Annotated in this window: 29 protein-coding genes; 6 read left to right on the top strand and 23 right to left on the bottom strand. The window is 63.9% G+C overall.

Translation table 11 applies throughout. From position 1 onward, the window contains the following. Positions 1-38: 38 nt before the first annotated feature. The gene (locus tag BraRD5C2_RS02355) at positions 39-404 is read left to right on the top strand and encodes a methylamine utilization protein (protein ID WP_223966569.1); all 366 of its coding nucleotides are present in this window, start codon (positions 39-41) and stop codon (positions 402-404) included. 18 nt (positions 405-422) lie between these two features. On the opposite strand, the gene BraRD5C2_RS02350 is transcribed toward BraRD5C2_RS02355, so the two are convergent. Next, positions 423-1,406, bottom strand: a complete 984-nt coding sequence (locus BraRD5C2_RS02350) for a hypothetical protein (protein ID WP_223966567.1) — start codon at positions 1,404-1,406, stop codon at positions 423-425. 352 nt (positions 1,407-1,758) lie between these two features. Here BraRD5C2_RS02350 and BraRD5C2_RS39345 point away from each other — a divergent pair, with 352 nt between their 5' ends. Continuing rightward, the gene (locus BraRD5C2_RS39345) at positions 1,759-1,887 is read left to right on the top strand and encodes a hypothetical protein (RefSeq protein ID WP_263009967.1); all 129 of its coding nucleotides are present in this window, start codon (positions 1,759-1,761) and stop codon (positions 1,885-1,887) included. Between the two features lie 30 nt (positions 1,888-1,917). On the opposite strand, the gene BraRD5C2_RS02345 is transcribed toward BraRD5C2_RS39345, so the two are convergent. From BraRD5C2_RS02345 to urtA, 17 genes are all read right to left on the bottom strand, one after another. Continuing rightward, positions 1,918-2,946, bottom strand: a complete 1,029-nt coding sequence (locus BraRD5C2_RS02345) for a cytochrome-c peroxidase (protein WP_223966565.1) — start codon at positions 2,944-2,946, stop codon at positions 1,918-1,920. A gap of 190 nt (positions 2,947-3,136) precedes the next feature. Continuing rightward, entirely contained in the window at positions 3,137-4,798 is a 1,662-nt protein-coding gene (locus tag BraRD5C2_RS02340; RefSeq protein ID WP_223966563.1) for a CHASE domain-containing protein, read from the bottom strand. A gap of 427 nt (positions 4,799-5,225) precedes the next feature. Continuing rightward, positions 5,226-5,876 (bottom strand): urease accessory protein UreG, encoded by a 651-nt coding sequence (gene ureG, locus BraRD5C2_RS02335; protein WP_223966561.1) that lies wholly within the window; start codon positions 5,874-5,876, stop codon positions 5,226-5,228. A gap of 150 nt (positions 5,877-6,026) precedes the next feature. Further along, positions 6,027-6,764 (bottom strand): urease accessory protein UreF, encoded by a 738-nt coding sequence (locus BraRD5C2_RS02330; RefSeq protein WP_223967197.1) that lies wholly within the window; start codon positions 6,762-6,764, stop codon positions 6,027-6,029. Beyond that, positions 6,745-7,371, bottom strand: a complete 627-nt coding sequence (locus BraRD5C2_RS02325) for an urease accessory protein UreE (RefSeq protein ID WP_223966559.1) — start codon at positions 7,369-7,371, stop codon at positions 6,745-6,747. The genes BraRD5C2_RS02330 and BraRD5C2_RS02325 overlap by 20 nt, the downstream gene beginning before the upstream one ends. Positions 7,372-7,378: 7 nt before the next feature. After that, complete coding sequence (locus BraRD5C2_RS02320; protein WP_097673792.1) at positions 7,379-7,678, bottom strand: putative quinol monooxygenase; 300 nt, start codon at positions 7,676-7,678, stop codon at positions 7,379-7,381. A 113-nt stretch (positions 7,679-7,791) separates the two neighbouring features. Continuing rightward, positions 7,792-8,091, bottom strand: coding sequence for a putative quinol monooxygenase (locus tag BraRD5C2_RS02315; RefSeq protein ID WP_024581875.1), 300 nt, complete (start codon positions 8,089-8,091; stop codon positions 7,792-7,794). 112 nt (positions 8,092-8,203) lie between these two features. Continuing rightward, positions 8,204-9,919 carry an urease subunit alpha gene (gene ureC, locus BraRD5C2_RS02310; RefSeq protein WP_223966557.1) on the bottom strand — a complete coding sequence of 572 codons (1,716 nt, stop codon included), beginning with the start codon at positions 9,917-9,919 and terminating at the stop codon, positions 8,204-8,206. A 1-nt stretch (position 9,920) separates the two neighbouring features. Next, entirely contained in the window at positions 9,921-10,475 is a 555-nt protein-coding gene (locus BraRD5C2_RS02305; RefSeq protein ID WP_223966555.1) for an HD domain-containing protein, read from the bottom strand. 5 nt (positions 10,476-10,480) lie between these two features. Further along, positions 10,481-10,786, bottom strand: coding sequence for an urease subunit beta (locus BraRD5C2_RS02300; protein WP_038387566.1), 306 nt, complete (start codon positions 10,784-10,786; stop codon positions 10,481-10,483). Positions 10,787-10,894: 108 nt separating this feature from the next. Beyond that, complete coding sequence (locus BraRD5C2_RS02295; RefSeq protein WP_223966553.1) at positions 10,895-11,197, bottom strand: urease subunit gamma; 303 nt, start codon at positions 11,195-11,197, stop codon at positions 10,895-10,897. Between the two features lie 27 nt (positions 11,198-11,224). Continuing rightward, entirely contained in the window at positions 11,225-12,061 is an 837-nt protein-coding gene (locus tag BraRD5C2_RS02290; RefSeq protein ID WP_223966551.1) for an urease accessory protein UreD, read from the bottom strand. 51 nt (positions 12,062-12,112) lie between these two features. After that, on the bottom strand, positions 12,113-12,808 hold the full coding sequence (gene urtE, locus BraRD5C2_RS02285; RefSeq protein ID WP_092119000.1) for an urea ABC transporter ATP-binding subunit UrtE: 696 nt from the start codon (positions 12,806-12,808) through the stop codon (positions 12,113-12,115). A 3-nt stretch (positions 12,809-12,811) separates the two neighbouring features. Further along, positions 12,812-13,573: an urea ABC transporter ATP-binding protein UrtD gene (gene urtD / locus BraRD5C2_RS02280; RefSeq protein WP_223966549.1), complete on the bottom strand. Its 762-nt coding sequence runs from the start codon at positions 13,571-13,573 to the stop codon at positions 12,812-12,814. Between the two features lie 4 nt (positions 13,574-13,577). After that, positions 13,578-14,747, bottom strand: coding sequence for an urea ABC transporter permease subunit UrtC (gene urtC / locus BraRD5C2_RS02275; protein WP_223966547.1), 1,170 nt, complete (start codon positions 14,745-14,747; stop codon positions 13,578-13,580). Continuing rightward, positions 14,744-16,339 carry an urea ABC transporter permease subunit UrtB gene (gene urtB / locus BraRD5C2_RS02270; protein ID WP_374707958.1) on the bottom strand — a complete coding sequence of 532 codons (1,596 nt, stop codon included), beginning with the start codon at positions 16,337-16,339 and terminating at the stop codon, positions 14,744-14,746. The genes urtC and urtB overlap by 4 nt, the downstream gene beginning before the upstream one ends. A 117-nt stretch (positions 16,340-16,456) precedes the next feature. Continuing rightward, positions 16,457-17,785, bottom strand: coding sequence for an urea ABC transporter substrate-binding protein (gene urtA, locus BraRD5C2_RS02265; RefSeq protein WP_223966545.1), 1,329 nt, complete (start codon positions 17,783-17,785; stop codon positions 16,457-16,459). A gap of 532 nt (positions 17,786-18,317) precedes the next feature. Here urtA and BraRD5C2_RS02260 point away from each other — a divergent pair. The 3 genes from BraRD5C2_RS02260 (at position 18,318) to BraRD5C2_RS02250 (ending at position 20,546) form a co-directional block, all read left to right on the top strand. Continuing rightward, positions 18,318-19,748, top strand: coding sequence for a DEAD/DEAH box helicase (locus BraRD5C2_RS02260; protein ID WP_223966543.1), 1,431 nt, complete (start codon positions 18,318-18,320; stop codon positions 19,746-19,748). A gap of 24 nt (positions 19,749-19,772) precedes the next feature. Then, positions 19,773-20,066, top strand: coding sequence for a translation initiation factor IF-1 (infA, locus tag BraRD5C2_RS02255; protein WP_016842649.1), 294 nt, complete (start codon positions 19,773-19,775; stop codon positions 20,064-20,066). A 267-nt stretch (positions 20,067-20,333) separates the two neighbouring features. Continuing rightward, entirely contained in the window at positions 20,334-20,546 is a 213-nt protein-coding gene (locus tag BraRD5C2_RS02250) for a cold-shock protein (RefSeq protein WP_016842648.1), read from the top strand. A 136-nt stretch (positions 20,547-20,682) separates the two neighbouring features. Here the strand turns inward: BraRD5C2_RS02250 and BraRD5C2_RS02245 are convergent, their stop codons facing one another. From BraRD5C2_RS02245 to BraRD5C2_RS02225, 5 genes are all read right to left on the bottom strand, one after another. Further along, complete coding sequence (locus BraRD5C2_RS02245) at positions 20,683-21,330, bottom strand: TadE/TadG family type IV pilus assembly protein (protein WP_223966542.1); 648 nt, start codon at positions 21,328-21,330, stop codon at positions 20,683-20,685. Next, on the bottom strand, positions 21,321-21,872 hold the full coding sequence (locus BraRD5C2_RS02240; protein WP_223966540.1) for a TadE/TadG family type IV pilus assembly protein: 552 nt from the start codon (positions 21,870-21,872) through the stop codon (positions 21,321-21,323). The genes BraRD5C2_RS02245 and BraRD5C2_RS02240 overlap by 10 nt, the downstream gene beginning before the upstream one ends. A 171-nt stretch (positions 21,873-22,043) precedes the next feature. Continuing rightward, the gene (locus BraRD5C2_RS02235; protein ID WP_223966538.1) at positions 22,044-22,496 is read right to left on the bottom strand and encodes a pilus assembly protein N-terminal domain-containing protein; all 453 of its coding nucleotides are present in this window, start codon (positions 22,494-22,496) and stop codon (positions 22,044-22,046) included. 213 nt (positions 22,497-22,709) lie between these two features. Next, entirely contained in the window at positions 22,710-24,155 is a 1,446-nt protein-coding gene (locus BraRD5C2_RS02230; RefSeq protein ID WP_223966536.1) for a hypothetical protein, read from the bottom strand. 24 nt (positions 24,156-24,179) lie between these two features. Beyond that, positions 24,180-25,010, bottom strand: a complete 831-nt coding sequence (locus BraRD5C2_RS02225; RefSeq protein WP_223966535.1) for a sterol desaturase family protein — start codon at positions 25,008-25,010, stop codon at positions 24,180-24,182. Between the two features lie 279 nt (positions 25,011-25,289). Here BraRD5C2_RS02225 and BraRD5C2_RS02220 point away from each other — a divergent pair, with 279 nt between their 5' ends. Next, positions 25,290-25,454, top strand: coding sequence for a Flp family type IVb pilin (locus BraRD5C2_RS02220; RefSeq protein WP_173643703.1), 165 nt, complete (start codon positions 25,290-25,292; stop codon positions 25,452-25,454). The last annotated feature ends 21 nt before the right edge of the window (positions 25,455-25,475 follow it).

Here is a 25,475-nt window from a genome sequence, read left to right as displayed (position 1 = left end):
CTCAAGTAGCCGGTTTTGGAATTCCAAGCGGGGGTCTCATGCAATCAGGCTTGTTGCGCATCCTGCGCCTCGGCCGGTCCGGCCGCGTGCCTTTGGTGGCCGCGATTGTCACGGGAGCGCTGGCCGGCGCCGCTCTGGGTGCGGCGCCCTACGTCATTTCGCAGAAGGATCGCGAATTCAAGCCGGCGGAGATCTCGATCAAGCGCGGCGAGGTTTTACGGTTCATTAACGATGACGGCGAACTGCTTCATCACGCTTATTTGAGCACCGAGACGTTCAGTTTCGACTCGGGCGACCAGCAGCCGGGCAGCAAGTTCGACGTCACCTTTTCCGTGCCCGGCGACTACACCGTGCTGTGCGGCATTCATCCGAAGATGAAGCTCGCCGTCCACGTCGCCAAATAGCCCCTTGAGGCAACGGATCTACAGGACCGAGGTCTTGAAGATCGCGGCGTGACCGAAATAGTAGACGAACAGCGTCAGCGACAGCGCGGCACAGAGCGCGACCGGGGCGAGCCACGGCGCGCGACGATCGCGCGCCAACACCTTGTTGTCGGCGACAATCGCAAACAGCACGGCGATGATCGCCGAGTGTCCGATGGTGTCGATCTTGCCGAATTCGAAGCACGCGCTGATGAACATCCCTGTCAGCACGGCGGCGGCGCAGCGCCGGATCAGCGGCGTCCAGATCAAGGCGAAGGCGAGCGTGAACTCCACCATGCCCGCGGCGCGCATGTAGAATTCATTGTCGAAGCCGAGGGTCATTCCGGCATGCTCGATCAGGAGCGGAAAGCTCCATTCCGGATAGGCCCATTTTTCGATCGAGGCCCACATCAGCGTCACCGCCGCGGCGTACCGCATCACGTCGATCGGCCGGATTCCGAACAGGTCCTTGTTCAGCCCGATCAGCGCAAAATAGGCGGCAACGCCTAGAAAAATCGGGTAGTCGGCGAGATGGAAGACGCCGTAGTCGCGGACACCGATGCCGAACAGGATCGCCATCCCCACGGCCGACAGCGGCAGCGTGCGCCGCGACAGCATGCCGGCGGCGATGGCGAGCTGCAACGCGCCCACCAGCGGTGACGACGTCTTCAACTCCGGCGTCAGCAGGATGCCGCCGACGGCCCAGATCGAGATGAAGAAGAACGCGCAGACCGCGCGCATCATCAGTTCGGTGTGCAGCCGCAGTCCCTCGGTAATGCGGTCCAGCACGCGAATGGTCGCATCGCCGAGCGACGTCGGCTCGATCAGGCAGCCCGCAAACAGCCAGAAGACGGCGACGCCGAGCAGCAGTTCAAAATCGAGGCAAAGGACATTCTCGAGTCCGCGCGGCTGACCGGCGACATCGTAAGCACAAAACCATTTGACATGTGCCTCGGCACCGCGCGCGGCTGTGACGCAAAACAAAACCGCTGCAAGGCACGTGGCGAAAAAGGAGCGCACAGCCGACGCGGCATCTCGCTCCCGCCCATTAAACATTGAACCAACCGCCCACACACACACTTACGCTTAAGGACTTGTTTAACTTATATCAAATTTTAAGCTTTGCGCCTGCCCCTGACATCCGCTGGTTGCATTGTGGTTAATTGCGGCAGGCAGGCCCCAGCCCGTCCCTCAGGACATGTTTTGCGGCCGGTTCCATCGAATTTTAGCTAATTCCGGCACGGGGGCTCAATTCAACTGTCGTAGTGAAATCCGGACAAATCGGATCGGGAGGCCGGTTAAAATGTTCGGAGCGTTGAGTGTCGTGAGTATCGGGGTGGGGTCAGCCCTCGCCTATGTGACAAAATCGTTCCCGTCGCGCACGGCGGCCCTCGAGACCTGCGCCGGCGGGTTCCTGATCGTCGGGCTCGGCCTGCTTGGGGCCGCACTGCCGCACCTCGCCTGACGAACCCCCGTTCAAAGCCCTCTGCTGCGCTCAGCGCGGCAGTTTGGGGATCCCGGCCACCGGCGGGGCCGTGGCGGTCAGGGTTTGCAGGAAGGCAATGAGGTCCTTCTTCTCGCCTGCGGTCAGAGACAACGGCTTGATGTCGGGCGACCGGCTCGGCCGCTCGATCCCGCCCTTGTTGTAGAGTTCGATGACATCTTCCAGCGTTGCGACCGATCCGTCGTGCATGTAGGGCGCACGGCGCGCGACATCACGCAATGTCGGGGTCTTGAACGCATATTTCAGCTTCGCCGAGGTCGGAAAGTAACGTCCGCGCCCGATGTCGTGGCCCTTGGCGGTGCCGATATCCTGGAAGGACCCGTCGGAGAAGGATGGGCCGCTGTGGCAGGACGAGCAGCGTCCCTTGCCGTTGAAAAGCGCAAAGCCGCGCTGGGCTGATGCGCCGATCGCGCTCTCGTCGCCCTTGATCCAGCGGTCGAACGGGGCCTCGCCTGCAACGATGGAGCGCTCGAAGGTCGCCAGCGACTGCTCGATCCTCGGTCGCGTGATCGCGCCGTCGCCGAACGCGTGGGTGAATGCATCGACATAGCCGGGGATCGCCGCGAGACGCGCGATCAGTTCCGGCTCGGTCATGTTCAGGTTCATCGGGCTCAGAATGGGCCCGAACGCAACGGATTCGAGATCCCTGAACTTGCCGTCCCATCCCAGCGGCTCGAAGAACGCCACGTCGATCAGCGTCGGCGAGCGGATCGGCAAGCCTTTCGGATCCTCACCGATGGCGCGCGGAAGGCCGTCGGCCCATGACAGGCTTGGCTTGTGGCAGCTGGCGCAGGAATGCGTCTTGGACCGCGACAGCAGCGGATCGAAGAACAGCATCTGCCCCAGCGCGGATTTCGCCTCGGAATAGGGATTGTCGCTCGGGAACGGAACCACGTCCGGCCGGCGATAGCTGGCACGGATTGTCGCAGGGTCGCGCGGCGGCGTCGCCGGGGTCAAGGCAAGCGACAGCCCGACAGGCAAAACTGCCGCAAGCAAGGTCAGGCTGACCCAAAGCCTCATCGGGGTCCTCAGTCGGTATCCTGCTCGGTATATGCCCAAGCATGTTCAACGAAGTTTTAACGCTCGGTTGCGGGCTATTACGGATACCGGATTTCGACACAGATCACGTGAGCGCCGCCCCGCGCGCCTGATTTCGATCAATCCGGGCAATAACATAACCGCTCAACCTGAGGCGGCTGCGGCGCGCGCTCTACTTCTTCGCCGGACGGACCGGCGCGGAGAGCTGCTCGGTGCGGTCGCGCTCGCTCATGTCGACCACGGTGTCCATCGGAGCGGTGAGCTCGTAGACATAGGAGACGTCGGTGAAGTAGCGCTTCGCAGTGCCGCCGAGCGCCTCCGGCGCGACGCGGTCGAGCAAGATCAGGCCGAAATCACTGTCGGCCCGCCGCGTCGCCTGGCTGGTGTTGAACTCCTCCCAGCGGAAATGGAACACCGCGTCCGCATCCTCGCCGGCGACCTCCCAGTTCGCGACGATGTGCGGATGCTTGCCGACCAGCGACAGCCCTTCATCGGAGTGCGAGGCGAGCTCGAAGAACAGCAGTGACAGCGACTGCGCGGCGCGGGCGCTGACGGTGATGTCGGGACCGTTCACCGCGATCCGGTCGGCATGCGGGATCGCCCGCGATTCGAACAGGCCCTTCAGCTTGACGCCCTGCCACTGGCTCTCGCTGAGCAGCGTGACGACATTCGACATCGCGTGGATGCGCCCGATCAACAGTTCGCGCGCGACGTCCATGTCGGCGCCGTGGCGCAGCGTGCGGGTCACGATCGACTGGATCACTGCGAGGATGTTCTTGACCCGATGATTAAGCTCGTCGATCACCGCAGTGAGCCGGCGCTCGAAGCCGATCCGGACCTCGATCTCGCGGCTGAGGCGCAAATTGTTGTAGGCGACATAGCCGAACAGGCCGCAGACGATGCCGGTCAGCGCGAGGCCGATCGCCGCGACGATGGTCGCGGTCTGCTGCGCACGCACCGTGGCGTTGCTCTTGGCGTAATAGTCGAGCGACCAGTCCCGGCCGCCGAACGTCACCGTGCGGACCATCGACGGCAGCGGACCGTCCTGGCGCACCGCGCGCGAGGTGACGATGCCCTGCTCGTTGGCGGTGAACTCGTCATTGGAATCGCGCGGATCCTTCAACGCCACCGCGAACAGCGAGGAATCGTCGTTGGTCAGCATCAGCGACGACAGCTCGTAGGAAAAGGTGATGAAGCCGGCCGGCTCGGATCCACCCTCCTGGAACACCGGCGCGGCGAGCACGACCCCGACCGGGCCGTTCTGCCGCAACAGCGGCACCGGGTCCGAGGCCACCGGCTTGGCACTCTCCATCGCCTTGGCCAGCATCGGGCCGACCACCGAGTGACGGTCGAAGGCGCGGCCCGGGATGCTCAGGGTCTCCGGATTGCGCGGCTCGACGTCCATCAGCACGTTGATCGGCTTGTCGAGCGCCTTGATGTCGAGCGCCTGGTCGTCGAAATCGCGGATCGAGGGATTGGTGAAGCCGGCGGCCTTCAGCTCCGCCTCGGCTGCCGTCAGCTCGTTCGGCTTGAGCCGCGCGATCCATGCGGCGACCACGAAATCGGTCTTGAAGGCGTAGATCGCCGAGCGCAGCGGCTGCAGCATATTGGCCTTCACCATCGACGGCGTCCGGAACAGCCCCGAGGCCACCCGCGCCAGCAGCTCGCGCTCGGTCAGGCGGTCCTGCACCAGGCTGGCATGGACGTCGATCGCCCGCGCCAGCGCGATACCGTCGATTGCAAGCTCCTGATCGTGCACCCGATAGGCGGCAAGACCGGAGAGCAGAACTCCGATCAGCGCAATCAATGCAACGATGAATCCCAGTCGAACCACACGCTTACTCGGCAATCAGGGGGTGGCGAAAGGGGACGGTAGGCATCTGGCTTCTGCGGGGGCGGCGACAAATCAGGGTGCGATGAACGCCGGCCGCAAAGGAATATGGAATAGCGATCATCGGTACGCAACAGGAGCCGGTCGGCAACATTAACGACGACGCCACCCGGCGGTCTTTGGCGGCGCTAAAGGTTGCTAATCGTCAAAGTTGGCAATTGTTCCGGCGATTGCGCAGCTTTTTTGCGGCGGAGTGGTCGGCCAAAGGATCCCCCGTCATCCCCGCGCAAAGGCTTCGCCTTTGTCGCTGGAGGTGCGAGCGCAGCGAGCCTCGAAGGATGCACGGCCACCAGCGGGGCCGTTCATCCTTCGAGACGCGCTGCGCGCTCCTCAGGATGACGGGACTGGCCACCGCCACAATGATTAACGACTAGCCCGCCTTCGTACCCGCCTTGCCCGGTCCCTGCGACCGAAGGCCACCCTTGGTCTCGATGAAGCTGATGATGCGGTCGAGGCCGTCGCTCTTCTTCAGGTTGGTCATCACGAAGGGCCGCTCGCCGCGCATCCGCCTGGCGTCGGTGTCCATCTTCTCAAGCGACGCACCGACATGGGGCGCGAGGTCGATTTTGTTGATCACCAGAAGGTCGGATCGCGTGATGCCGGGGCCGCCCTTGGAGGGGATCTTGTCGCCGGCGGCGACATCGATGACGTAGATCGTGAGGTCGGCCAATTCCGGCGAGAAGGTCGCCGCCAGATTGTCGCCGCCGGACTCGATCAGGACCAGATCGAGATCGGGGAATTTCGCCCGCATGTCGGCGACCGCGGCGAGGTTCATCGAGGCGTCCTCGCGGATCGCGGTGTGGGGACAGCCGCCGGTCTCGACGCCGGCGATGCGGTCAGCCGTCAGCGAGCCGGAGCGCACCAGAAATTCGGCATCCCATTTGGTGTAGATGTCGTTAGTGATCGCCGCGATGTCGTAACGCTCGCGCATCGACTTGCAGAGCAGATCCATCAGCGCGGTCTTGCCGGAGCCGACCGGACCGCCGACGCCGACTCGTAACGGACCATGAGAAGTGGGCATATCAATCCATCCATCGTCGTCCCGGCGAAGGCCGGGACCCATTACCACCGAATTCAATTGCTGCGCGAAGCTGGGGCCGCAGACTCGCATAACCACGAAGGCCTGTGGTTATGGGTCCCGGCCTGCGCCGGGACGACAGCGGAGGACGCATCATGACCGGAACAGCCTCGTGTATTGCGTCTCGTGACGCAGACTAGCGAGGTCGGCCCGGAAGGTCGCGCTGCCGAGATCGTCGAGCGAAGCCGCGTTGGCCCGCGCCGCGGTTGCAGCAACGACCGGCTCGAGATCGGCCAGCACGCGCTGGCTGTCGGTCTGCCCGAGCGGGATCAGCCGGCTGCCTGCGGAAATCCAGTTCGAGAGCACAGCATGCAGGAAGGCATGCAGCGACGGCGAAAGCCGGATGCCATGCGCAGCACTGACGAGGCCGACCGCGACCGGGTACACGATCGGCCCGTCGCAGGCCGCGATCATCGCATCAAGGCCGGACGAATTCCAGGCTGCGCGGGCGATCTCGATGAAGGCGCGCCCCTGCGTCGTGGTCTCGAGCTGCCGCTCGCGCGACGGCACGAAGGCGGCCGCGAGCTCGGTGATCTCCTTCAGCCCGGCATGGCCGGACTCCGACGCTGCGCGATGGCTTTGTGCAAGGAACACGGCGTCGCAAAAGCCGCTGCCGTCGGTGAGCATCGCCGCGAGCCAGCCGCGGAGCGAGGCCGCATCGGTGATGTCGCCGGCCTCGACCGCCCATTCGATGCCGCTGGAGTAGGCGAACGCGCCCACCGGGAAAGACGGCGACAGCCACGTCATCAGCCGGTACAGCGCAGCCGCCTCGTCCTCCGCCATCCCGCCGCGCACCGCGGCGGGATCAGGCTCATTTGTGGTCATGAGCATGGGAGTGGTCGTGGTGATGATGAGCGTGGTCGCAATGCTCATCATGATGATGGTGGTCGTGGTCATGCGCGTGATCATGATGGTGACCATCACCGTGGTGGTGACCATGATCGTGCGCGTCGCCATGGGCATGATCGTGCCCGGTGTGACCATGCGCGGGTGCGTCGGCATGCGCATGCTCGGCATAGGCGCCGCCTTCGGGATCGAACGGCGCTTCGATCTCGATGACACGGGCCCCTAGCCCCTTCACCATCGCCTCGATCACGTGATCCCTGCGAATGCGCAGGCCCTTCGGCATGATCTGCGTCGGCAGATGGCGATTGCCGAGATGCCAGGCGACCCGGATCAGATGATGCGGATCGCTGCCGCGGATTTCCGCGAGCGGCTCCGGAGCAGCGACCACCTCGACGAGGCGGCCGTCTTCCAGCACCAGCGCGTCGCCGCCGCGCAGCGCGACGGCGTTGTCGAGATCGAGCAGAAATTCGAGCCCGCGCGTCCCTGTCATCGCCATCCGCCGCCGGTGCCGGTCGTCGAAATCGAGCACGACGGTGTCGGCTGCCGCTTCGGTCCAGCGATGCTGTCCCAGGACTTGGGTTGCGCGGATCATGATTGCCTCAGATCTTCTGAACCTTGGCGTCGCTGATGATCTCGATCACCGTCGGGCCCGTCTTCATCTCGGCGGAGTATTCGCGCCACACCTTCATGTGCGGCGCCTTGCTGTGCGCAGTCAGGTCGTCGCGGGTTTCCCAGCGCTCGACCACCACATACAGATTGGGATCGTTGACGCTGACATGGCCCTCGTAGGAGAGGCAGCCCTTCTCCTTGTGGGTCTCGGCGATGCACGCCTTGTGTCCCCTGATGAAGTCGTCCTTGTTCTCCGGCTTCATCGGCGTGGTGGCGATGACGTAGATCATGTGTTTCTCCCGTTCTTGTTCTTGCTTCAAGCGCGAGGGTCGCGCTCGAAGCCTCCTTTTTGTTTGAGCATGATCTTTCCGGAAAACCGCTTCACACTTTTCCGGATCATGCTTTAGCGAACGTCGACCTTCTCGGGCGTGATCACCTCGATCTTCGGCGGCGCGGCCATGCACTTCACGGCGACCCGGCCGAACGTCTTCATGTGCTCGGCTGTACGATGCGGCACCAGCGCCTCGGCGTTCTCCCACTGCTCGACGAACACCATCTTGCTGTGGTCGGTGACGCTCTCATGCAGATCGTAGGCGATGTTGCCGGGCTCCTTGCGGGTTTCCTTGATGCAGGCCGTCGCCGCGGCGATGAATTCGGCGCGGGTCTCGGGCTTGATGGTCAGCGTAGCAACGACGTAAATCACGGAAATTCCTCCCGGTTTTCTCTTTTGGCTTGAGTCTTGTTTTGATGCGTTTTCTTTTCCGCGAACCGGAAATCCACTTCGCTCGAAAACGCTCTAGTTACCGGGAGCGGTTTTAGAACATAAAATAGCGCTGTGCCATGGGCAGCACCTCGGCCGGCGCGCAGGTCAGGAGCTCGCCGTCTGCGCGTACCTCATAGGTCTCCGGATCGACCTCGATCTCGGGCGTCGCATCGTTGTGGATCATGCTCTTCTTGGAGATCTTTCCGCGGGTATTCTGCACCGCGTATAGCTTCTTGCTGATCCCGAGCTTGCGGGCGAGGCCGCCGGTGACAGCAGCCTTCGAGGTGAACACCACCGAGGACGCGGTCAGCGCCTTGCCGAAGGCGGCAAACATCGGCCGGTAATGCACCGGCTGCGGCGTCGGGATCGAGGCGTTGGGATCGCCCATCGGCGCCGCCACGATCGAGCCGCCCTTGATGATGCAGTCCGGCTTGACGCCGAAGAACGCCGGCGACCACAGCACGAGGTCGGCCATCTTGCCCTTCTCGACCGAGCCGATCAGCTTCGACACGCCATGCGCGATCGCGGGGTTGATGGTGTATTTGGCGATGTAGCGCCTGACGCGGAAATTGTCGTTGTCGTTGCCCTTGTCCTGCGGCAGCGCGCCGCGCTGCTTCTTCATCTTGTCGGCGGTCTGCCAGGTGCGGATGATCACCTCGCCAAGCCGGCCCATCGCCTGCGAGTCCGACGACATCATCGAGAGCGCGCCGAGATCGTGCAGGATGTCCTCGGCCGCGATGGTCTCCTTGCGGATGCGGCTTTCGGCAAACGCCAGGTCCTCGGCGATCGACGGATCGAGGTGATGGCACACCATCAGCATGTCCAAATGCTCGTCGATGGTGTTGCGGGTGAACGGGCGGGTCGGATTGGTCGAGGACGGCAGCACGTTCTTCAGGCCGGCAATTTTAATGATATCCGGCGCGTGGCCGCCGCCGGCGCCCTCGGTGTGGAAGGCATGGATGGTGCGGCCCTTGAACGCCTTCACGGTGTCCTCGACGAAGCCGGATTCGTTCAGCGTGTCCGAGTGCAGCATCACCTGGACGTCGTAATCGTCGGCCACGGAGAGACAGGTGTCGATCGCCGACGGCGTGGTGCCCCAGTCCTCGTGCAGCTTCAGCGCGCAGGCGCCGCCCTTGATCATTTCGACCAGCGCCGCCGGGCGCGAGGCGTTGCCCTTGCCCGAGATGCCGAGATTCACGGGGAAAGCGTCGAACGACTGGATCATCCGCCCCATGTGCCACGGGCCGGGCGTGCAGGTGGTGGCGAAGGTGCCGTGCGACGGGCCGGTGCCGCCCCCGAGCATCGAGGTGACGCCAGACATCAACGCGTGCTCGATCTGCTGCGGGCAGATGAAGTGGATGTGGCTGTCGAAACCGCCCGCGGTGAGGATCTTGCCCTCGCCCGCGATCACGTCGGTGCCCGGGCCGATGATGATGGTGACGTTGGGCTGGATGTCCGGATTGCCGGCCTTGCCGATCGCGGCGATCATGCCCTCCTTGATCGCGACATCGGCCTTCACGATGCCCCAGTGATCGACGATCAGCGCGTTGGTGATGACGGTATCGGCCGCGCCCTGCGCGTTCGTCACCTGCGACTGCCCCATGCCGTCGCGGATCACCTTGCCGCCGCCGAACTTCACCTCCTCGCCATAGGTGGTGAGATCCTTCTCGACCTCGATGATCAGATCGGTGTCGGCCAGCCGCACCTTGTCGCCGGTGGTCGGCCCGAACATGTCGGCATAGACGGAACGTTTGATCTTCACGGACATGTCAGCCCCCAGTTTCAGCCAGCGCGGCCCTGGCGCGCGCAATGGTGTCGTCGAAAATGCGGTCGAGCCGCGGATTGATCCCCCGGCAACCGGCAACGACCTTGTCGGCCCAGGCCGCATAGTCGGCGAGATCGTCGCGTTCGTCGTTGTTTGGATGCGGCACGATCCGCGCGCCGATATTGCTGACCTTGTCGGCGGTCTTGATCAGCTTTGCGCCGGGCGACTTGTGCGGAGCGTCCTCGATCTGCTTTTGCCGGCGCACGGCCTTTGGCAGGCTCATGTCGTCGGTGCATTCGACCACCAGCGCGGCAACGCGTTCGCTGAATTTCTCCGCGAGCTCCTCGCGCGTGGTCTCGGTGTCCTCGATGGTGTCGTGCAGCCAGCCGGCCGCGACGAGCTCGGCATCGGCGCCATCGTTCACCTGCGCCAGCAGGTTCGCAACCTCGGCCAGATGATTGATGTACGGCTCATTCCCCCGCCCCTTGCGCGCCATGCCGTTGTGACGGCGCGCAGCAAGCTCGGCGGCTTCGGAGACCATGCGGAGCGCGGGCAGCATCGGGCCTACAACTTCCCCTTCACCTCGGCTCGGAAGCCGTAGATCACGCGCTTGCCGGCCAGTGCGACGAGGTGGACATCCCGGGTCTGGCCGGGCTCGAAGCGGACGGCGGTGCCGGCGGCGATGTCGAGGCGCATGCCGCGGGCCTTCTTGCGGTCGAATTTCAGCGCCGGGTTGGTCTCGAAGAAGTGGTAGTGCGAGCCGACCTGGATCGGACGGTCGCCGGTGTTGGCGACCGACAGCGTCACGGTCTTGCGGCCGGCATTGAGCTCGATCTCGCCGTCCTTGATGAAGAGTTCGCCGGGGATCATTCGTCTCTCCTGTCATTCCGGGGCACGCGAAGCGTGAACCCGGAATCTCCCAAATCAACCTCTGGATTCCGGGTTCGGCCTTCGGCCGCCCCGGAATGACGTTCGTGGCTATCGGATGGGTTCGTGCACGGTGACGAGCTTGGTGCCGTCAGGAAAAGTCGCCTCGACCTGGATGTCGTGGATCATCTCCGGGATGCCATCCATCACCTGCGCGCGGGTCAGGACCTTGGCGCCGGTCTGCATCAGCTCGGCGACGGTGCGGCCGTCGCGCGCGCCCTCGACGATGAAGTCGGTGATCAGCGCGATCGCCTCGGGATGGTTCAGCTTGACGCCACGCTCGAGCCGGCGGCGCGCCACCATGGCCGCCATCGAAACCAGGAGCTTGTCCTTTTCGCGGGGAGACAAATTCATGCGAGCACTCTGATGATCTTGAAAGGATTAGTTGAGCCACAGCCGCGGTAGCGGCACGGCGGAGGCGCGGCCGAGCACCGCCATCATGTCGGCGCGCAACCGGGCCGCATCTTGGGCACAGAAGCGCGCCATTGCAAAGCCATTCCAGGCCGAGATGCCGACCTCGCCGCCGAAGCTGCCGGACGCTTCGCGGATGCGCTCGATCAGCGCCTCGTCACCCGGCACGATCAGCGCGGTGCCGATCGCGCAGCCGCCCGCCGCAATCGCGGGCCTTGCCAGCTTCTCACCGATCTCGCCGTCGAGGCGGATGGTCTCGGCAAACACCAGCCGGCCGCCGCGCCGCATCCGCCAGCGGTCGACGAACTCGCCATGGCGCATGGTCTCGCCCATGGCGGCGCGGCCGAACACCACGATCTCGCAGAGCAAAAGCGACGCGCCCTCGGCAAGCTCAATGTCGAAGCGGCGATGAATGCGGGCGCGGTCGAACAGGATCGTCTCCTGCGGCAGCCAGGAGAGATGCGCGCCATCCGCGACCTTCAGCGCGATGTCGAGCCGCGCGGCTGCCGCTGGAGCGCGATAGACTTTTTCGGCGGCCGCAGTGGTCAGGGTCAACCGAGCGCCCTCGCCGGCTGCGATCGCAACCTCGAAGCGGTCGCCGCCGGCAATGCCGCCGGCGGTGTTGACGAACATGGCCGACAGGCCGTCGTCTTCCGGCGACGGGAAACGGACGCGCAGCGAGCCTGACTCATGCAGGTCGCCGCGGCGGGTGGCGCCATCCTTGCGATGCACGCCGAACCTGACCGCGCCCTGGGCGCGGTTTGCCGCAAACGTCGCCGCTGCCGCGCCTGCGATCCCGGTCCGCATTCCCCCGACGCTCCCTTGACCCACGCCGCGAAAGGCGGCGTCACACCATCTTCACAGCGCCATCTGGCGGCTGATCTCGGCGGGATCGAGGCTTGCGCGATCGCAGGCATATTTCACCGCGCCCCGGTCCATCACGGCAAAACTGTCGCCGAGTTCGCAGGCAAAGTCGAGATATTGTTCGACCAGCACGATTGCGATGTTGCCGAGGTTGCGTAGATAGGAAATCGCGCGGCCGATGTCCTTGATGATCGAGGGCTGGATGCCCTCGGTCGGCTCGTCGAGCAACAACAGCTTGGGGCGCATCACCAGTGCGCGGCCGATCGCGAGCTGCTGCTGCTGGCCGCCGGAAAGGTCGCCGCCGCGGCGGCCCAGCATGGTCTGCAGCACCGGGAAGAGCGAGAACACGTCGTCGGGGATGTTGCGGTCCTCGCGCTTCAAGGGACCGAAGCCGGTCTTGAGGTTTTCCTCGACCGTGAGCAGCGGGAAGATCTCGCGGCCCTGCGGCACGAACCCGATGCCGCGCCGCGCGCGCTCATAGGGCTTTAACGCGGTGATGTCCTTGCCGTCGAAATTGATCGCACCGGAGGCAATCGGATACTGGCCGACCATCGCGCGCAGCAGCGAGGTCTTGCCGACGCCGTTGCGGCCGAGCACGCAGGTAACCTTGCCGGGCTCGGCGGTCAGCGACACCCCGCGCAGCGCCTGCGCCGCGCCGTAATAGAGATTGATGTTGTCGATCTTCAGCATCGCCTAGCGCCCCAGATACACTTCGACCACCCGCTCGTTCGACGACACCTGGTCGATCGAACCTTCGGCGAGCACCGTGCCCTCGTGCAGGCAGGTCACCTTGACGCCGAGCTCGCGCACGAAGGTCATGTCGTGCTCGACCACCATGATGGTGTGGTTCTTGTTGATCCCTTTCAGCAGCTCCGCGGTCAGATGGGTCTCGACATCGGTCATCCCTGCGACCGGCTCGTCGACTAGCAGCACCTTGGGGTCCTGCGCCAGCAGCATGCCGATCTCGAGCCACTGCTTCTGGCCATGCGACAGGCTGCCGGCGAGGCGGTTGCGCGCATCGGTCAGGCGGATGGTCTCGAGCACCTTGTCGATGCGCTCGGACTCCGCCTTGCTGCCGCGCCAGAACAGCGTGCCGCGCACGGAATGATCGACATTGAGCGCGAGCAGCAGATTGTCCTGCACGGTCTGGCTCTCGAACACCGTCGGCTTCTGGAACTTGCGGCCGATGCCGAGCTCGGCGATGCGGGTCTCGTCGAGCCGGGTCAGGTCGACGGTGCCGTCGAACAGCACGGTGCCCTCGTCCGGCTTGGTCTTGCCGGTGATGATGTCCATCATCGTGGTCTTGCCGGCGCCGTTCGGGCCGATGATGGCGCGCATCTCGCCGGGCGCCAGCGTCAGCGACAGATTGTTGATGGCGTGGAAGCCGTCGAACGAGACGTGCACGCCGTCGAGATAGAGCATGGCCGAAGTGGCGCGGGTATCCATGACGTTCATCTGCCTACTCCGCCAGGTTCGGTGCGCCGACGCCGTCTTCGCGCGCGGCACTCTCCGCATCGGGCGAGCTGCGCCTTGCCCTGATCGGCTCCCACCAGCTGTTGAAGGTACCGACGATGCCCCTGGGCAGCAGCAGCGTGACCAGGATGAACAGCGCGCCCAGCATGAACAGCCAGTACGGCGCCAGCGGCCCCGAGGTGAAGAACGTCTTGGCGTAGTTGACCACGACGGCGCCGAGTGCGGCGCCGATCAGCGTGCCGCGACCACCGACCGCGACCCAGATCACCGCCTCGATCGAATTGCCGGGCGCGAACTCGCTCGGATTGATGATACCGACCTGCGGCACATAGAGCGCGCCGGCGACGCCGGCCATGCAGGCCGACAGCGTGAACACGAACAGCTTGTACGATTCGACGCGATAGCCGAGGAAGCGGGTGCGGCTTTCGGCATCGCGCACCGCGATCAGGACCTTGCCGAGCTTCGAGGTCACGATCGCGCGGCAGATCACGAAAGCGATGATCAATGCCAGGCAGCTCAGCAGGAACAGCGCGGCACGGGTGCCTTCGGCCTGCACGTTGAAGCCGAGGATGTCCTTGAAATCGGTCAGGCCGTTGTTGCCGCCGAAGCCGAAATCGTTGCGGAAGAACGCCAGCAGTAGCGCATAGGTCATCGCCTGGGTGATGATCGACAGATAGACGCCGGTGACGCGCGAGCGGAACGCAAGCCAGCCGAAGCAGAAGGCAAGCAGGCCCGGCACCAGCAGCACCATCAACGCGGCGACCCAGAACTTGTCGAAGCCGTACCAGTACCAGGGCAGCTTGTCCCAGTTCAGGAACACCATGAAGTCGGGCAGGATCGAATTGCCGTAGACGCCGCGGCTGCCGATCTGCCGCATCAGATACATGCCCATCGCGTAGCCGCCGAGCGCGAAGAACGCACCGTGGCCGAGCGAGAGGATGCCGCAATAGCCCCAGATCAGATCGATCGAGAGCGCGAGGATGGCGTAGCAGACATATTTGCCCCACAGCGCCACCAGATAGGTCGGCACCTGGAACATCGAGCCCTGCGGCAGCAGCAGGTTCGACAGCGGGATCAGCACGCCGACCGCGGCGACGAGCAGGACGAACGCGGTCGCGGCGCGGTCGAGCGAACGGGTCAGGATGTGCGGCGTCATGCTTCCACCGCCCGGCCCTTGAGCGCGAACAGGCCGCGCGGCCGTTTCTGGATGAACAGGATGATCAGCACCAGGATCGCGATCTTGCCGAGCACCGCACCTGCCACCGGCTCCAGGAACTTGTTGGCGATGCCGAGCGTGAAGGCGCCGACCAGCGTGCCCCAGAGATTGCCGACGCCGCCGAACACCACGACCATGAAGCTGTCGATGATGTAGCTCTGGCCGAGATTCGGACTGACATTGTCGATCTGCGACAGCGCCACGCCGGCAATGCCGGCGATCCCCGAGCCGAGGCCGAAGGTCAGCGCGTCGACGCGCGAGGTGGCGATCCCCATCGAGGCCGCCATGCGGCGGTTCTGCGTCACCGCGCGCATCTCAAGCCCGAGCGCGGTGTAACGCAGCATCGCGAGCAGGATGGCGAACACCGCGAGCGTGAAGCAGAGGATCCAGAGCCGGTTATAGGTGATGGTGATCTGGCCAAGCTCGAAGGCGCCGCTCATCCAGGACGGGTTGCCGACCTCACGGTTGGTCGGTCCGAACGCGGTGCGCACCGCCTGCTGCAGCACCAGCGACAGGCCCCAGGTCGCGAGCAGCGTCTCCAGCGGACGGCCGTAGAGGAAGCGGATGATCGTGCGCTCGATCACGACGCCGATCAGGCCCGCGACCAGGAAGGCGAGCGGCACCGCGATCAGCAGCGAATAGTCGAACAGTGCGGGATAGCGGGTGCGGATCACCTCCTGCACCACGAAGGTGGTGTAGGCACCAAGCATCACCATCTCGCCATGCGCCATGTTGATGACGCCCATCACACCGAAGGTGATGGCAAGCCCGATCGCGGCGAGCAGCAGCACCGAGCCGAGCGACAGGCCGTACCAGGCATTCTGCACCATCGACCACATCGCGAGACTGCTCTGGATCGAGGCGACCGCGGTAGCCGCCGCCTTGGCGACCAGCGGCGGCTGGTCGCCAAGCCCGGTGAGCAGCGCCAGCGCCTCCTGGTCGCCGCGGGCCTTGACCACGGCGACGGCGTCGAGCTTGTCGCTGTCGGACGCATCCGGCTTGAACAGGATGACGGCAGCGCGCGCCTCGGCGAAAGCCTGCTTGATCGACTTGACGCTCTCCTTGGCGAGCGCGCCCTCGACCGTCGGCAGCAGGTTCTCCTCGTGGCTCTTGAACACCGATTGCGCAGCCGCGAGCCGCTTGGCCGGATCCGGCGACAGCAGCGTCAGGCCGCCGAGCGCGGCATCCACGGTGCGGCGCAGGCGGTTGTTGAGGCGAACGGCCGCGGCGCTGTCGGGCAGCTTGTCGACGGCCGCGCCGGTCGCGGCGTCGACGATCTTGCCGTCGGCCTGCGTGATGAAGACCTTCTTGCTGTCCGGATCGGCCGACAGCCGGCCGTCCTGCAACGCTGCGATGATGGGCGAAGCCAGCGCATTGCCCGATGCCGCAACCTCGCCGATCGCAGCCTCCGTGTCGGAGAACTCGTCATTGGCGAATTTGGCGACCGAATCCTCGAACGGTCCGGCCAGCGCCGGCACAGCAAGGCAGCTCAGCAGCAGGATCGAGAGACAAAGCGCACGAAAGCGATCAATACAAATAGCAAACACGTCAGTACCCCGGCAGGAGTGGAGGAGAAGGCGGCGAGCAATGCCGCCTTCTCCGGTTTTGGAAGGTTGTGTTGTGTCGTTGGTGAGGTCAGGTGCGCCCTATTAAGAGCCCTGGCCGCCGCACTTGTTGGTCTTGGTGTTGTAGTTGCCGCACTTCTTGCCGACCCAATCGCCGATCAGGTCCTTGGAGCCCTCGAGCTCCTTCGACCAGGCGTCGCCGGCCACCAGGCCCGGGGTCTTCCAGACCACGTCGAACTGGCCGTTGCCCTTGATCTCGCCGATGAACACCGGCTTGGTGATGTGGTGGTTCGGCAGCATCTTCGAGGTGCCGCCGGTCAGGTTCGGCGCCTCGGTGCCGGGGAGCGCGTCGATCACCTTGTCCGGATCCGTCGACTTCACTTTCTCGACCGCCTTCACCCACATGTTGAAGCCGATGTAGTGCGCTTCCATCGGATCGTTGGTCACGCGCTTCGGATTCTTGGTGTAGGCCTGCCACTCCTTGATGAACTTCTCGTTCGCCGGGGTCTTGATCGACTCGAAGTAGTTCCAGGCGGCGAGATGGCCGAGCAGCGGCTTGGTGTCGATGCCGGCGAGCTCTTCTTCGCCGACCGAGAACGCGACCACCGGGATGTCGGTCGCCTTGATGCCCTGGTTGCCGAGCTCCTTGTAGAACGGAACGTTGGCGTCGCCGTTGATGGTCGAGACCACCGCGGTCTTCTTGCCGGCCGAGCCGAACTTCTTGATGTCCGCCACGATCGTCTGCCAGTCGGAGTGACCGAACGGCGTGTAGTTGATCATGATGTCGTCCTGGGCGACGCCCTTCGACTTCAGATAGGCTTCCAGGATCTTGTTGGTGGTGCGCGGATAGACGTAGTCGGTGCCGGCCAGCACCCAACGCTTCACCTTCTCGTCCTTCATCAGATAGTCGACGGCGGGGATCGCCTGCTGGTTCGGCGCCGCGCCCGTGTAGAACACGTTGCGCTCGGACTCCTCGCCTTCATACTGCACGGGGTAGAACAGGATGTTGTTGAGCTCCTTGAACACCGGCAGTACGGACTTGCGCGACACCGAGGTCCAGCAGCCGAACACGACCGCAACCTTGTCCTTGGTGATCAGCTCGCGGGCCTTTTCGGCGAACAGCGGCCAGTTCGATGCGGGGTCGACCACGACGGCCTCGAGCTTCTTGCCGAGGACGCCGCCCTTCTTGTTCTGCTCGTCGATCAGGAAAAGGATCGTGTCCTTCAGCGTGGTTTCGCTGATGGCCATGGTGCCCGACAGCGAGTGAAGAATGCCAATCTTGATGGTGTCGTCAGCCGCTTGGGCGGGCGCGAACGGCGAGGACGCAGCCAGACCCAAAACCAGGCCGGCGGTCGCCGCGAGTGCGCGGCGGCGGGTCATCGTCGTTATTTTGTGAGTAAGCTGAGTAAGCATGAAATGTCGTCTCCCTGACGCAGGCGTGGAACGCTTGCGAACGGCCGCTTGGCCGCCTGCGGTTAAGGGAATCGCAAGAACTGTGCCACGGTGCGGGGGCACCGTAAGCCGATGAACCAACTGGATAATTTCGCGAGTTCCGGGCAAATACGGAGAGCGACTGCCCAAACATTGAGCCGTCAACCTGACTGCCGAAGGAGCAATCAGGTTATTTTGTAGGCAAAATTGCCGTCTTGGCTAAATTTCCGGCACCGATTTGTGACAGTTTGCGCGATGGTTCGGCGCATTCGGCGCACCAATCCCGGCGATATCATCTTGAAACCGCCCAGTTCCTGGTCCATATGCTGGGCATGCCCGCGACATCGCGGTGCCTTCGCGAGCTGCGTGTTCAAGCTGCCCCAAGCGGCTTCTGGCTCGCCTTTCAGCTAACCCAGCTTGACGCCCCAGACACGCGGGTGTCCCCGAATGCCTCCATGCGATTCCGGCCGATACTGGCCGGGACGATGACGGCTTTTATGGAAAGAACCACCTTTTGACCTCCTTTCAGGATTTCGGCCTCGCCGATCCCATCGCCCGCGCGCTTCGAGAAGAAAATTATCTCACGCCGACCCCCATCCAAGCCCAGACCATCCCGCTCGCACTTGCCGGCCGCGACGTCGTCGGCATTGCACAGACCGGAACCGGCAAGACCGCGTCGTTCGCGCTGCCGATCCTGCATCGGCTGCTGGAAAACCGCATCCGCCCGCAGCCCAAGAGCTGCCGCGTGCTGGTGCTCTCGCCGACCCGCGAACTGTCCGGGCAGATCCTCGACAGCTTCAACACCTATGGCCGCCACATCCGGCTGTCCTCGACGCTCGCCATCGGCGGCGTGCCGATGGGCCGCCAGGTCCGCTCCCTGATGCAGGGTGTCGAGGTGCTGGTCGCCACCCCCGGCCGCCTGCTCGATCTCGTGCAGAGCAACGGACTGAAGCTCAACCAGGTCGAATTCCTGGTGCTCGATGAAGCCGACCGCATGCTCGACATGGGCTTCATCAACGACATCAGGAAAATCGTCGCCAAGCTGCCGATCCGGCGGCAGACACTGTTCTTCTCGGCCACCATGCCCAAGGACATCGCCGAGCTCGCCGAGGCGATGCTGCGCGACCCGGCCCGCGTGGCGGTGACGCCGGTAGCCTCGACGGTGGATCGCATCGCCCAGCGTGCGATCCAGGTTGATTTCGCGGCCAAGCCGGCCGTTCTCGCCCAGCTTCTGAAGCAGGAAGCGGTCAATCGTGCCCTGGTGTTTACCCGCACCAAGCACGGCGCCGACAAGGTGGTGAAGAGCCTTGCCAAGGCCGGCATCGAGGCCAATGCGATCCACGGCAACAAGTCGCAGAACCACCGCGAGCGCACGCTGGCGGCATTTCGCTCCGGCGAGATCCGTACGCTGGTGGCGACCGATATCGCCGCCCGCGGCATCGACGTCGACGGCGTCAGCCACGTCGTGAACTTCGACCTGCCCAACATCCCGGAAACCTACGTCCACCGCATCGGCCGCACCGCGCGCGCCGGCGCCGACGGCATCGCGATCTCGCTGGTCGCCGGCGCCGAGGAGATGGGCTATCTGCGCGATATCGAACGGCTGATCCGAATTACCGTGCCGCGGGAAGACCGCCGCACACAAGGCAGCTCCCCAGGCAGCCGCGAGGCCGCCGCGCCCGCATCGGCGACCCACCCCCACCGGGGCGGCCGCTCTGCGCCGCGCGCGCATAATGTCCGTGGGAATGAGGCCGCTCCAAGTGCAAAAGGCCCTCGCCGCCGCCGCCGTCGGGGTGGTAATAATGGCGCGCCGCAGACGAGCCGGGGCGAGTCGCCGCGTCCGTCGCAGGCCGGCAACAGCGAAGGCATTCAGGGCGTCGCCTTCTTGCATCGCGAGAGCCGGCCGAATCCGCAATCCAACCGCAACAACCGACCGAAGCACTAGCCGTCGCTCGATCTGGAGAAACATATGGCTAAGGAAGAGCTGATCCAGTTCGAAGGACTGGTGACCGAAATCCTCCCCGACGCTCGTTACCGGGTGCAACTCGATGCCGGACACGAGATCGTCGCCTACACCGCCGGCAAGATGAAGAAAAACCGCATCAAGACGCTGGCCGGCGACCGCGTTACGATCGAAATGTCGCCCTACGATCTCGAAAAGGGCCGCCTGATTTTCCGGCACAAGGACGAGCGTCCGAGTGGCGCACCCGGCGGTCCACCGCGGGGCGGAGCACAGCGCGGCGGCCAGTTCCGCCGCCGCTAGGCTCGACATTGCAACCGTTGCGCGCATGACGTCCTGATGTCCTGCGCACCAATGGCCGGCGGCTGCGCCGGCCAAAAAATCGCGCACGTCAGGATTGTTTTGAGCCCTTCTATCGAATAATATCCTACCCATCGATTTTCGGCCGGACGACATTAGCCAATACCGGTACAGCCGGTTCAGACGCTGACGACCCTTCCAAAAATTCGATCTCACCACCCCGCCGATCAGCGGGTCTTGAACTTGTATATCTGAGAAGGGACTACCCACGTGAGCATGGGAACCGTGAAGTGGTTTAACGCGACCAAGGGCTACGGCTTCATCCAGCCGGATGAAGGCGGGAACGACGTGTTCGTGCACATCAGTGCAGTCGAGCGCGCCGGCCTTGGCACTCTGCGTGAAGGCCAGAAGATCTCCTACGAGATCGTTGCTGACCGCCGTTCCGGCAAATCCTCGGCCGACAATCTGCGCGCCGCCGGATAAGCCGATTTCCCGGGAGCGCGAAGCTCCAGGAAATTGCCGTCAAAGCATCAAGGGCCGCACCTCCGGGTGCGGCCCTTTTTGTTTGGATCGCGTCTCTGCCAGCGCGGCCTGGGCGTCCATCTCGCGCGAAAACGCTCTAGTAAGTCGAGCAGGTCGTCGGCATGGTGGCGGAGGTCGGGGCGTAGAACACGCAAACCGACTGCCGCGGCCGCGTAAAGGCAACGTCGGCGAGAGTGATGCCGGTCTTGGCCATCACATAGCCGATCGTCGGAACGTATTTGTAGCTCACTTCGCTGAAGATCAGATAGGTGCCTGCAACCAGCAGCGCCGACGGAACGACGCTTGTCACGATGTCACCTTGGCTGCGCGTCGAGGCCGTCAGCGTCGCCTGCGTGGCACCCGCGCTCATCACCCCCGCCTTGCTCCACTGTATGTGTGCGATGTTGGAGTTATCGACGTAGATTTCCGACAACGTGACCTTGGTCGGTGTCGGATCGTAGGGCGTCATGATGCCGACGCTGGCGCTGAAGAAGTTCTGCAGGTCGGCGTCCACCACCTGGGTCGCCTGCGAGGTCAGATCCGACGCGGCGCGCGCCATCAGCGTAACCTTGCGGTCGACCGCGACACCGGATGAAAACTCGACGGTGCCGAAGAACATCACCAGCATCAGCGGCATGATGAACGCAAACTCGACGGCGGCGAGGCCCCGGCGGTCACGCCCGAGAGCAACGACATAGCGCAGCAAGGCCGCGGGCAGGGTCTTCATGACTTTGCTCATGAGCATGTGGTCCCGGCGGTCCCGGAGGGCTCGTTCTTGAACGTCGCGGTCGCGACCAGGAGCCGCTTGCCGTTGCTGAGGAAAGTGGAGGTGAAAGCTTTGGTGACAAACAGCGGCCACTGATAGAACAGGCGGACCACCACGACGTCGCCGTCCTTGCCGGGACACCATTTCACCTGGGTGGGATCGGTGATGGGCGTGAGGTTGACGGTCGAGAAACTCGTCGCGGGATAACTGCGCACGTCGACGTAGATGCCGTTGGTGCAATCGAACAACGCGCTGCTGACCTCGCCACAGACGAAGGTCTTGAACTGCGCCTGGGTATAATTCGCGCCCTGAGCCTGGCCGGTCATGACGAAGCGGGACGAATCCTGCGTCGCCGTCTCGAGCACCTGGCTGGCAAAGAAGATCATTGCCACTTCGATGATCGCAAACAGCAGCGCGAAAAACAGCGGCGCGACCAGCGCGAATTCGACCGCGGTCACACCACTTCGGTTGCGGCGAAAGCGGCGGAGGAGGCGTGCAAAAGAATGGGCGGGCAGCGGCATCAACGACCCCGGATCAACATGGTGGCAACAATTACCCAAGAGTCATTGTCGAAGTATTTCGCCGGATCGAGACAGAACGACCCGATCCGGTAAGCCTTTATTAGGCATGTCGGGCGAACCGCCTGCGATCGACCAAGGCCCCGGCGTGTGAAGCGCCGGAGCGGACGCACGTCAGTTCTGCGGCTTCGCGCCGCCGCCCGAGCCGGAGGCCTGATTGTTGAGCGTACCGGCCTGTTCCATGGTCGTCTTGAAATAGGCGTCGCCGTCGCCGAGCGTGATGCGGCGCTGACAAACCGGCATGCAGCTATAGGTCTCGCGATCGATGCCACGATAGACCGTGACGAGCTGATCGGACGGACCTTCGACCTGGATCTGGCGATCCACCAGCACCTGGCCGGAGCGGTCGAGTGCGATGAAATTGGTCGCGCCATAACCCTTGCCGGTCACCACGACAACCCCGCCATTCTGCAGGGTGACGTCGGCGATCAGGGGATTGCCGACCACGATCGTGGCAATGCCGCCGGGCAGCTTGACGAGCTTGGCCTGATCGACATTGACCGCGATCCGGTCGGGATCCGGCGCTGCCGTTGCGAGTGCGGGCCCCAGCAGCAAGGCTGCGGCCATCGAGATGAATCCAATGCGCGTGACGGCGCGAATACGCTGGGACTGAAACGACATACTCTACCCCGGGGCGTTAACAGGCCGGCAAAGGCGATACGCTGCGGACCGGCGCCCGACGCTGGCAAATCTGACGGCAATTCATTTAGGAAGAGCAAAGATCGACCGCCGAATTGCGCGGATGTCACGACTTCCCGAGCGGATTAGCCTGCAGCGGCCTCAAGTGGCGGTGCGGACGTGAACGACCACGCGGTCATCGGCGTAGAGGCGCTGCCATCCTCCGATGTGATCCAGCAATTTGGAAGCCGGCGTGGTCGGATCGAGCATCACCGCATCGATGTCATGGGTCTTGAGCAGATCGAGGAAGCCGTTGACGTCCTTGAGCTGAACCGCGCGGGCGAAGCTCATGCCGAACGTCTCACCGTAGAGTTCGGCACGCCCGTCGATGAACACCGGCATCTGACGCCAGATCAGGTAGCCGCCGAACTGCAGATCGTTGAGCACGCGCTTGACGTTGTGCGCCTTCATCGCGTCGACGGCGGCAGCCGGCGAATAGATCGGCGGCGGCGATATGGCCTGGCGTGCTGCAACGACCGAGGTCCACGCGCAAAGTCCGACGATCAGGATTGCGGCTGGTGCCACTCTCGGGCGGACGGCGCTGGCGGCACGCAGCCCGAACTGGGTGGCGACCGGCGTCAGCACGGCCAACGGCAGCAGCAGGGCGAACAGCTCGAGATTTCTGACATGGGACAGCGCCATGTGCAGCAAGCCCAGCACCAGGATGATTCGCGGCAGCGGCAACCTCACCCGGTAATAAAGCGCAGCGCCGAGCAGGCCGAGGATCGATAGCCCAAACGCGTCGATCTCGCTGAACGTCGCCGGCCTCCACTCCGTGATGAGATGCAGCAATTCACCGAGGCCGAGAATCCTGAGCGAGGCGAGGATCGAGCCCCAGCCATAGGGGGTGGCGCAGCACGCAGCCAGCGCGCCGATGCCGAACGCGCCCCAGCGCAGCGCCAGCGCCAACCTCCGGACCGGTAGGGCATTCCACATCGCATCGAACGCAAATGCGCCGACCAGGACCAAGCCAAATAGAAAGCCGCCGTGCAGATTGGCCCACAACGCGATCAGCGGCAGCAGCCAGAACGAAGGCGCCTCACGTCGTTCGCTGGCGGTCATCAGGCCGTTCGCCCAGACGATCATGATGGGCATCACCAGCACATGCGGACGGGCCAGCAGATGCCCGCAGGTCAGAACCAGCGCCGCAAGGGCAATCAGGCTCGCGTAGATCGTCGGCAGCGCGCGGCTGAGGATGGCGGTGAGCAGCGCGAAGCTGGCAGCGGCGCAGGCGGCGGCCAGCGCCACCGGGCCGGTCCATCCGGCGAGCTCATAGGCCTTCGCGAACAGAACCTGCGCCAGCCAGGACGACGATACCCACGGCTCACCGGCCTTGGTGAACGAATAGGTGTCGACCGACGGCAGCGTGCGATGGTCGAGGATCCAGCGGCCGACGGCAATCTGCCAGTAGGTGTCGGAATCGGCGAGCAGCCTGTCGCCGACGAACAGCAGCAGCGCATAGACGCCGCACGCCATCCAGAACCAGGCCGGAAGCTCGGCGAACGCGGAGGCTTTCGCGCGCGGGAAGGTCGCGGTCTCAGCGCTCATGATGGCACCGGCAGGCTGGCGGCGTCATTGCCGGAAAGGATAGGCCAACTGTCCGCCGATCTCGGACGGCACGCCCTGCTCGGCATCGACCCCGTAATCTTCCGGAAGCTTGCCTTCGGGCATTCGGAACGTTCCGAACAGAATGTCCCAGAGCGGAAACGTGCCCGCGAAATTGGTGTCGCCGCCGACTTCGAGCCCGGTGTGATGCCAGCGGTGAAACACCGGCGTCGCGATCACGTATTTGAACGGGCCGAGCGTCCAGTTCAGGTTGGCGTGCACGAATGCCGAGTGGAATGTGGTGAGCGGCCCGACCCACAGCATGATGTTCGGCGAGATGCCCGCCATCAGCAGGATCACATCGACAGTGATCGTCCCGATCAGAAGATTGACCGGATGGAAGCGTGCCGCCGAGATCCATTCAAGATCCTCGGAGGAGTGATGAATGGCGTGGTACTTCCAGAAGGCGCCGCCATGGAACATCCGGTGCAGCCAGTACAGCATGAAATCGGAGGCAACGAGGAAGATGATGGCCTGCAGCCAGAGCGGAAGCTGCGCCAGAGGGCCATGTCCGTTCTCGTAGAACGCGATCAGATCGTCGGCGTCGTGGACGTTGAACACCACCGCTGCGCCCACCACCAGGAGCCCGATCCGCAGCACGCGCGCGAACACCGGCACGAAGAACCAGTAGCAGATGTCGGTGACCAGCTCACGCTTCTGCCACCACGGCTTGCCGGGATTGCAGGCCCAGAAATGAGTGAGCACCGTGAAGAACAGCGCCAGCGCGATGGTGATCGGCACCACCTTCATCATCGTCTGGCCGATCATCTCGATGACTTCAAAGGGAAGGCTGGGCATGACGGCCTCATTTGACGGAAGCCCCATGGGTATAGATGTGCGCTTAAGGAGCCGTGAACAGGTGCCGTTAGCGCGCCCCGGCAACAATCTGCAATCTTAGCGGACCGCTTAATTCCAAATTTACTGTGCGCAACAACTGCGGGTTCCCGCTGTGTTTATACGATCAAATTAACTGCGCCGAAATTGTCGAACCGTAGGGTGCCGGAATGGTCACGGTGCTGAGAACGCCGGCGAGACCAAACCTAGTTTGACCAGCCACGTGTACACAGGAGTTTATTTATGAAGAACCTCGTCTCGCGCTTCGTGAAGGATGAATCGGGCGCGACCGCCATCGAATACGGCCTGATCGCCACCGGTATCGCGATCGCGATCATCGCTGCGGTCAACGGCGTCGGCACCAAGCTGTCGGGCACCTTCAACACCGTCGCCAGCTCGCTGAAGTAAGCCAGTTCCCAGGAACTCGCA

Source organism: Bradyrhizobium sp. RD5-C2, assembly GCF_019972155.1.
Lineage (GTDB): Bacteria > Pseudomonadota > Alphaproteobacteria > Rhizobiales > Xanthobacteraceae > Bradyrhizobium.
The sequence above is the reverse complement of the archived record's forward strand: the minus strand, read 5'-3'. Positions and strand labels throughout refer to the sequence as shown.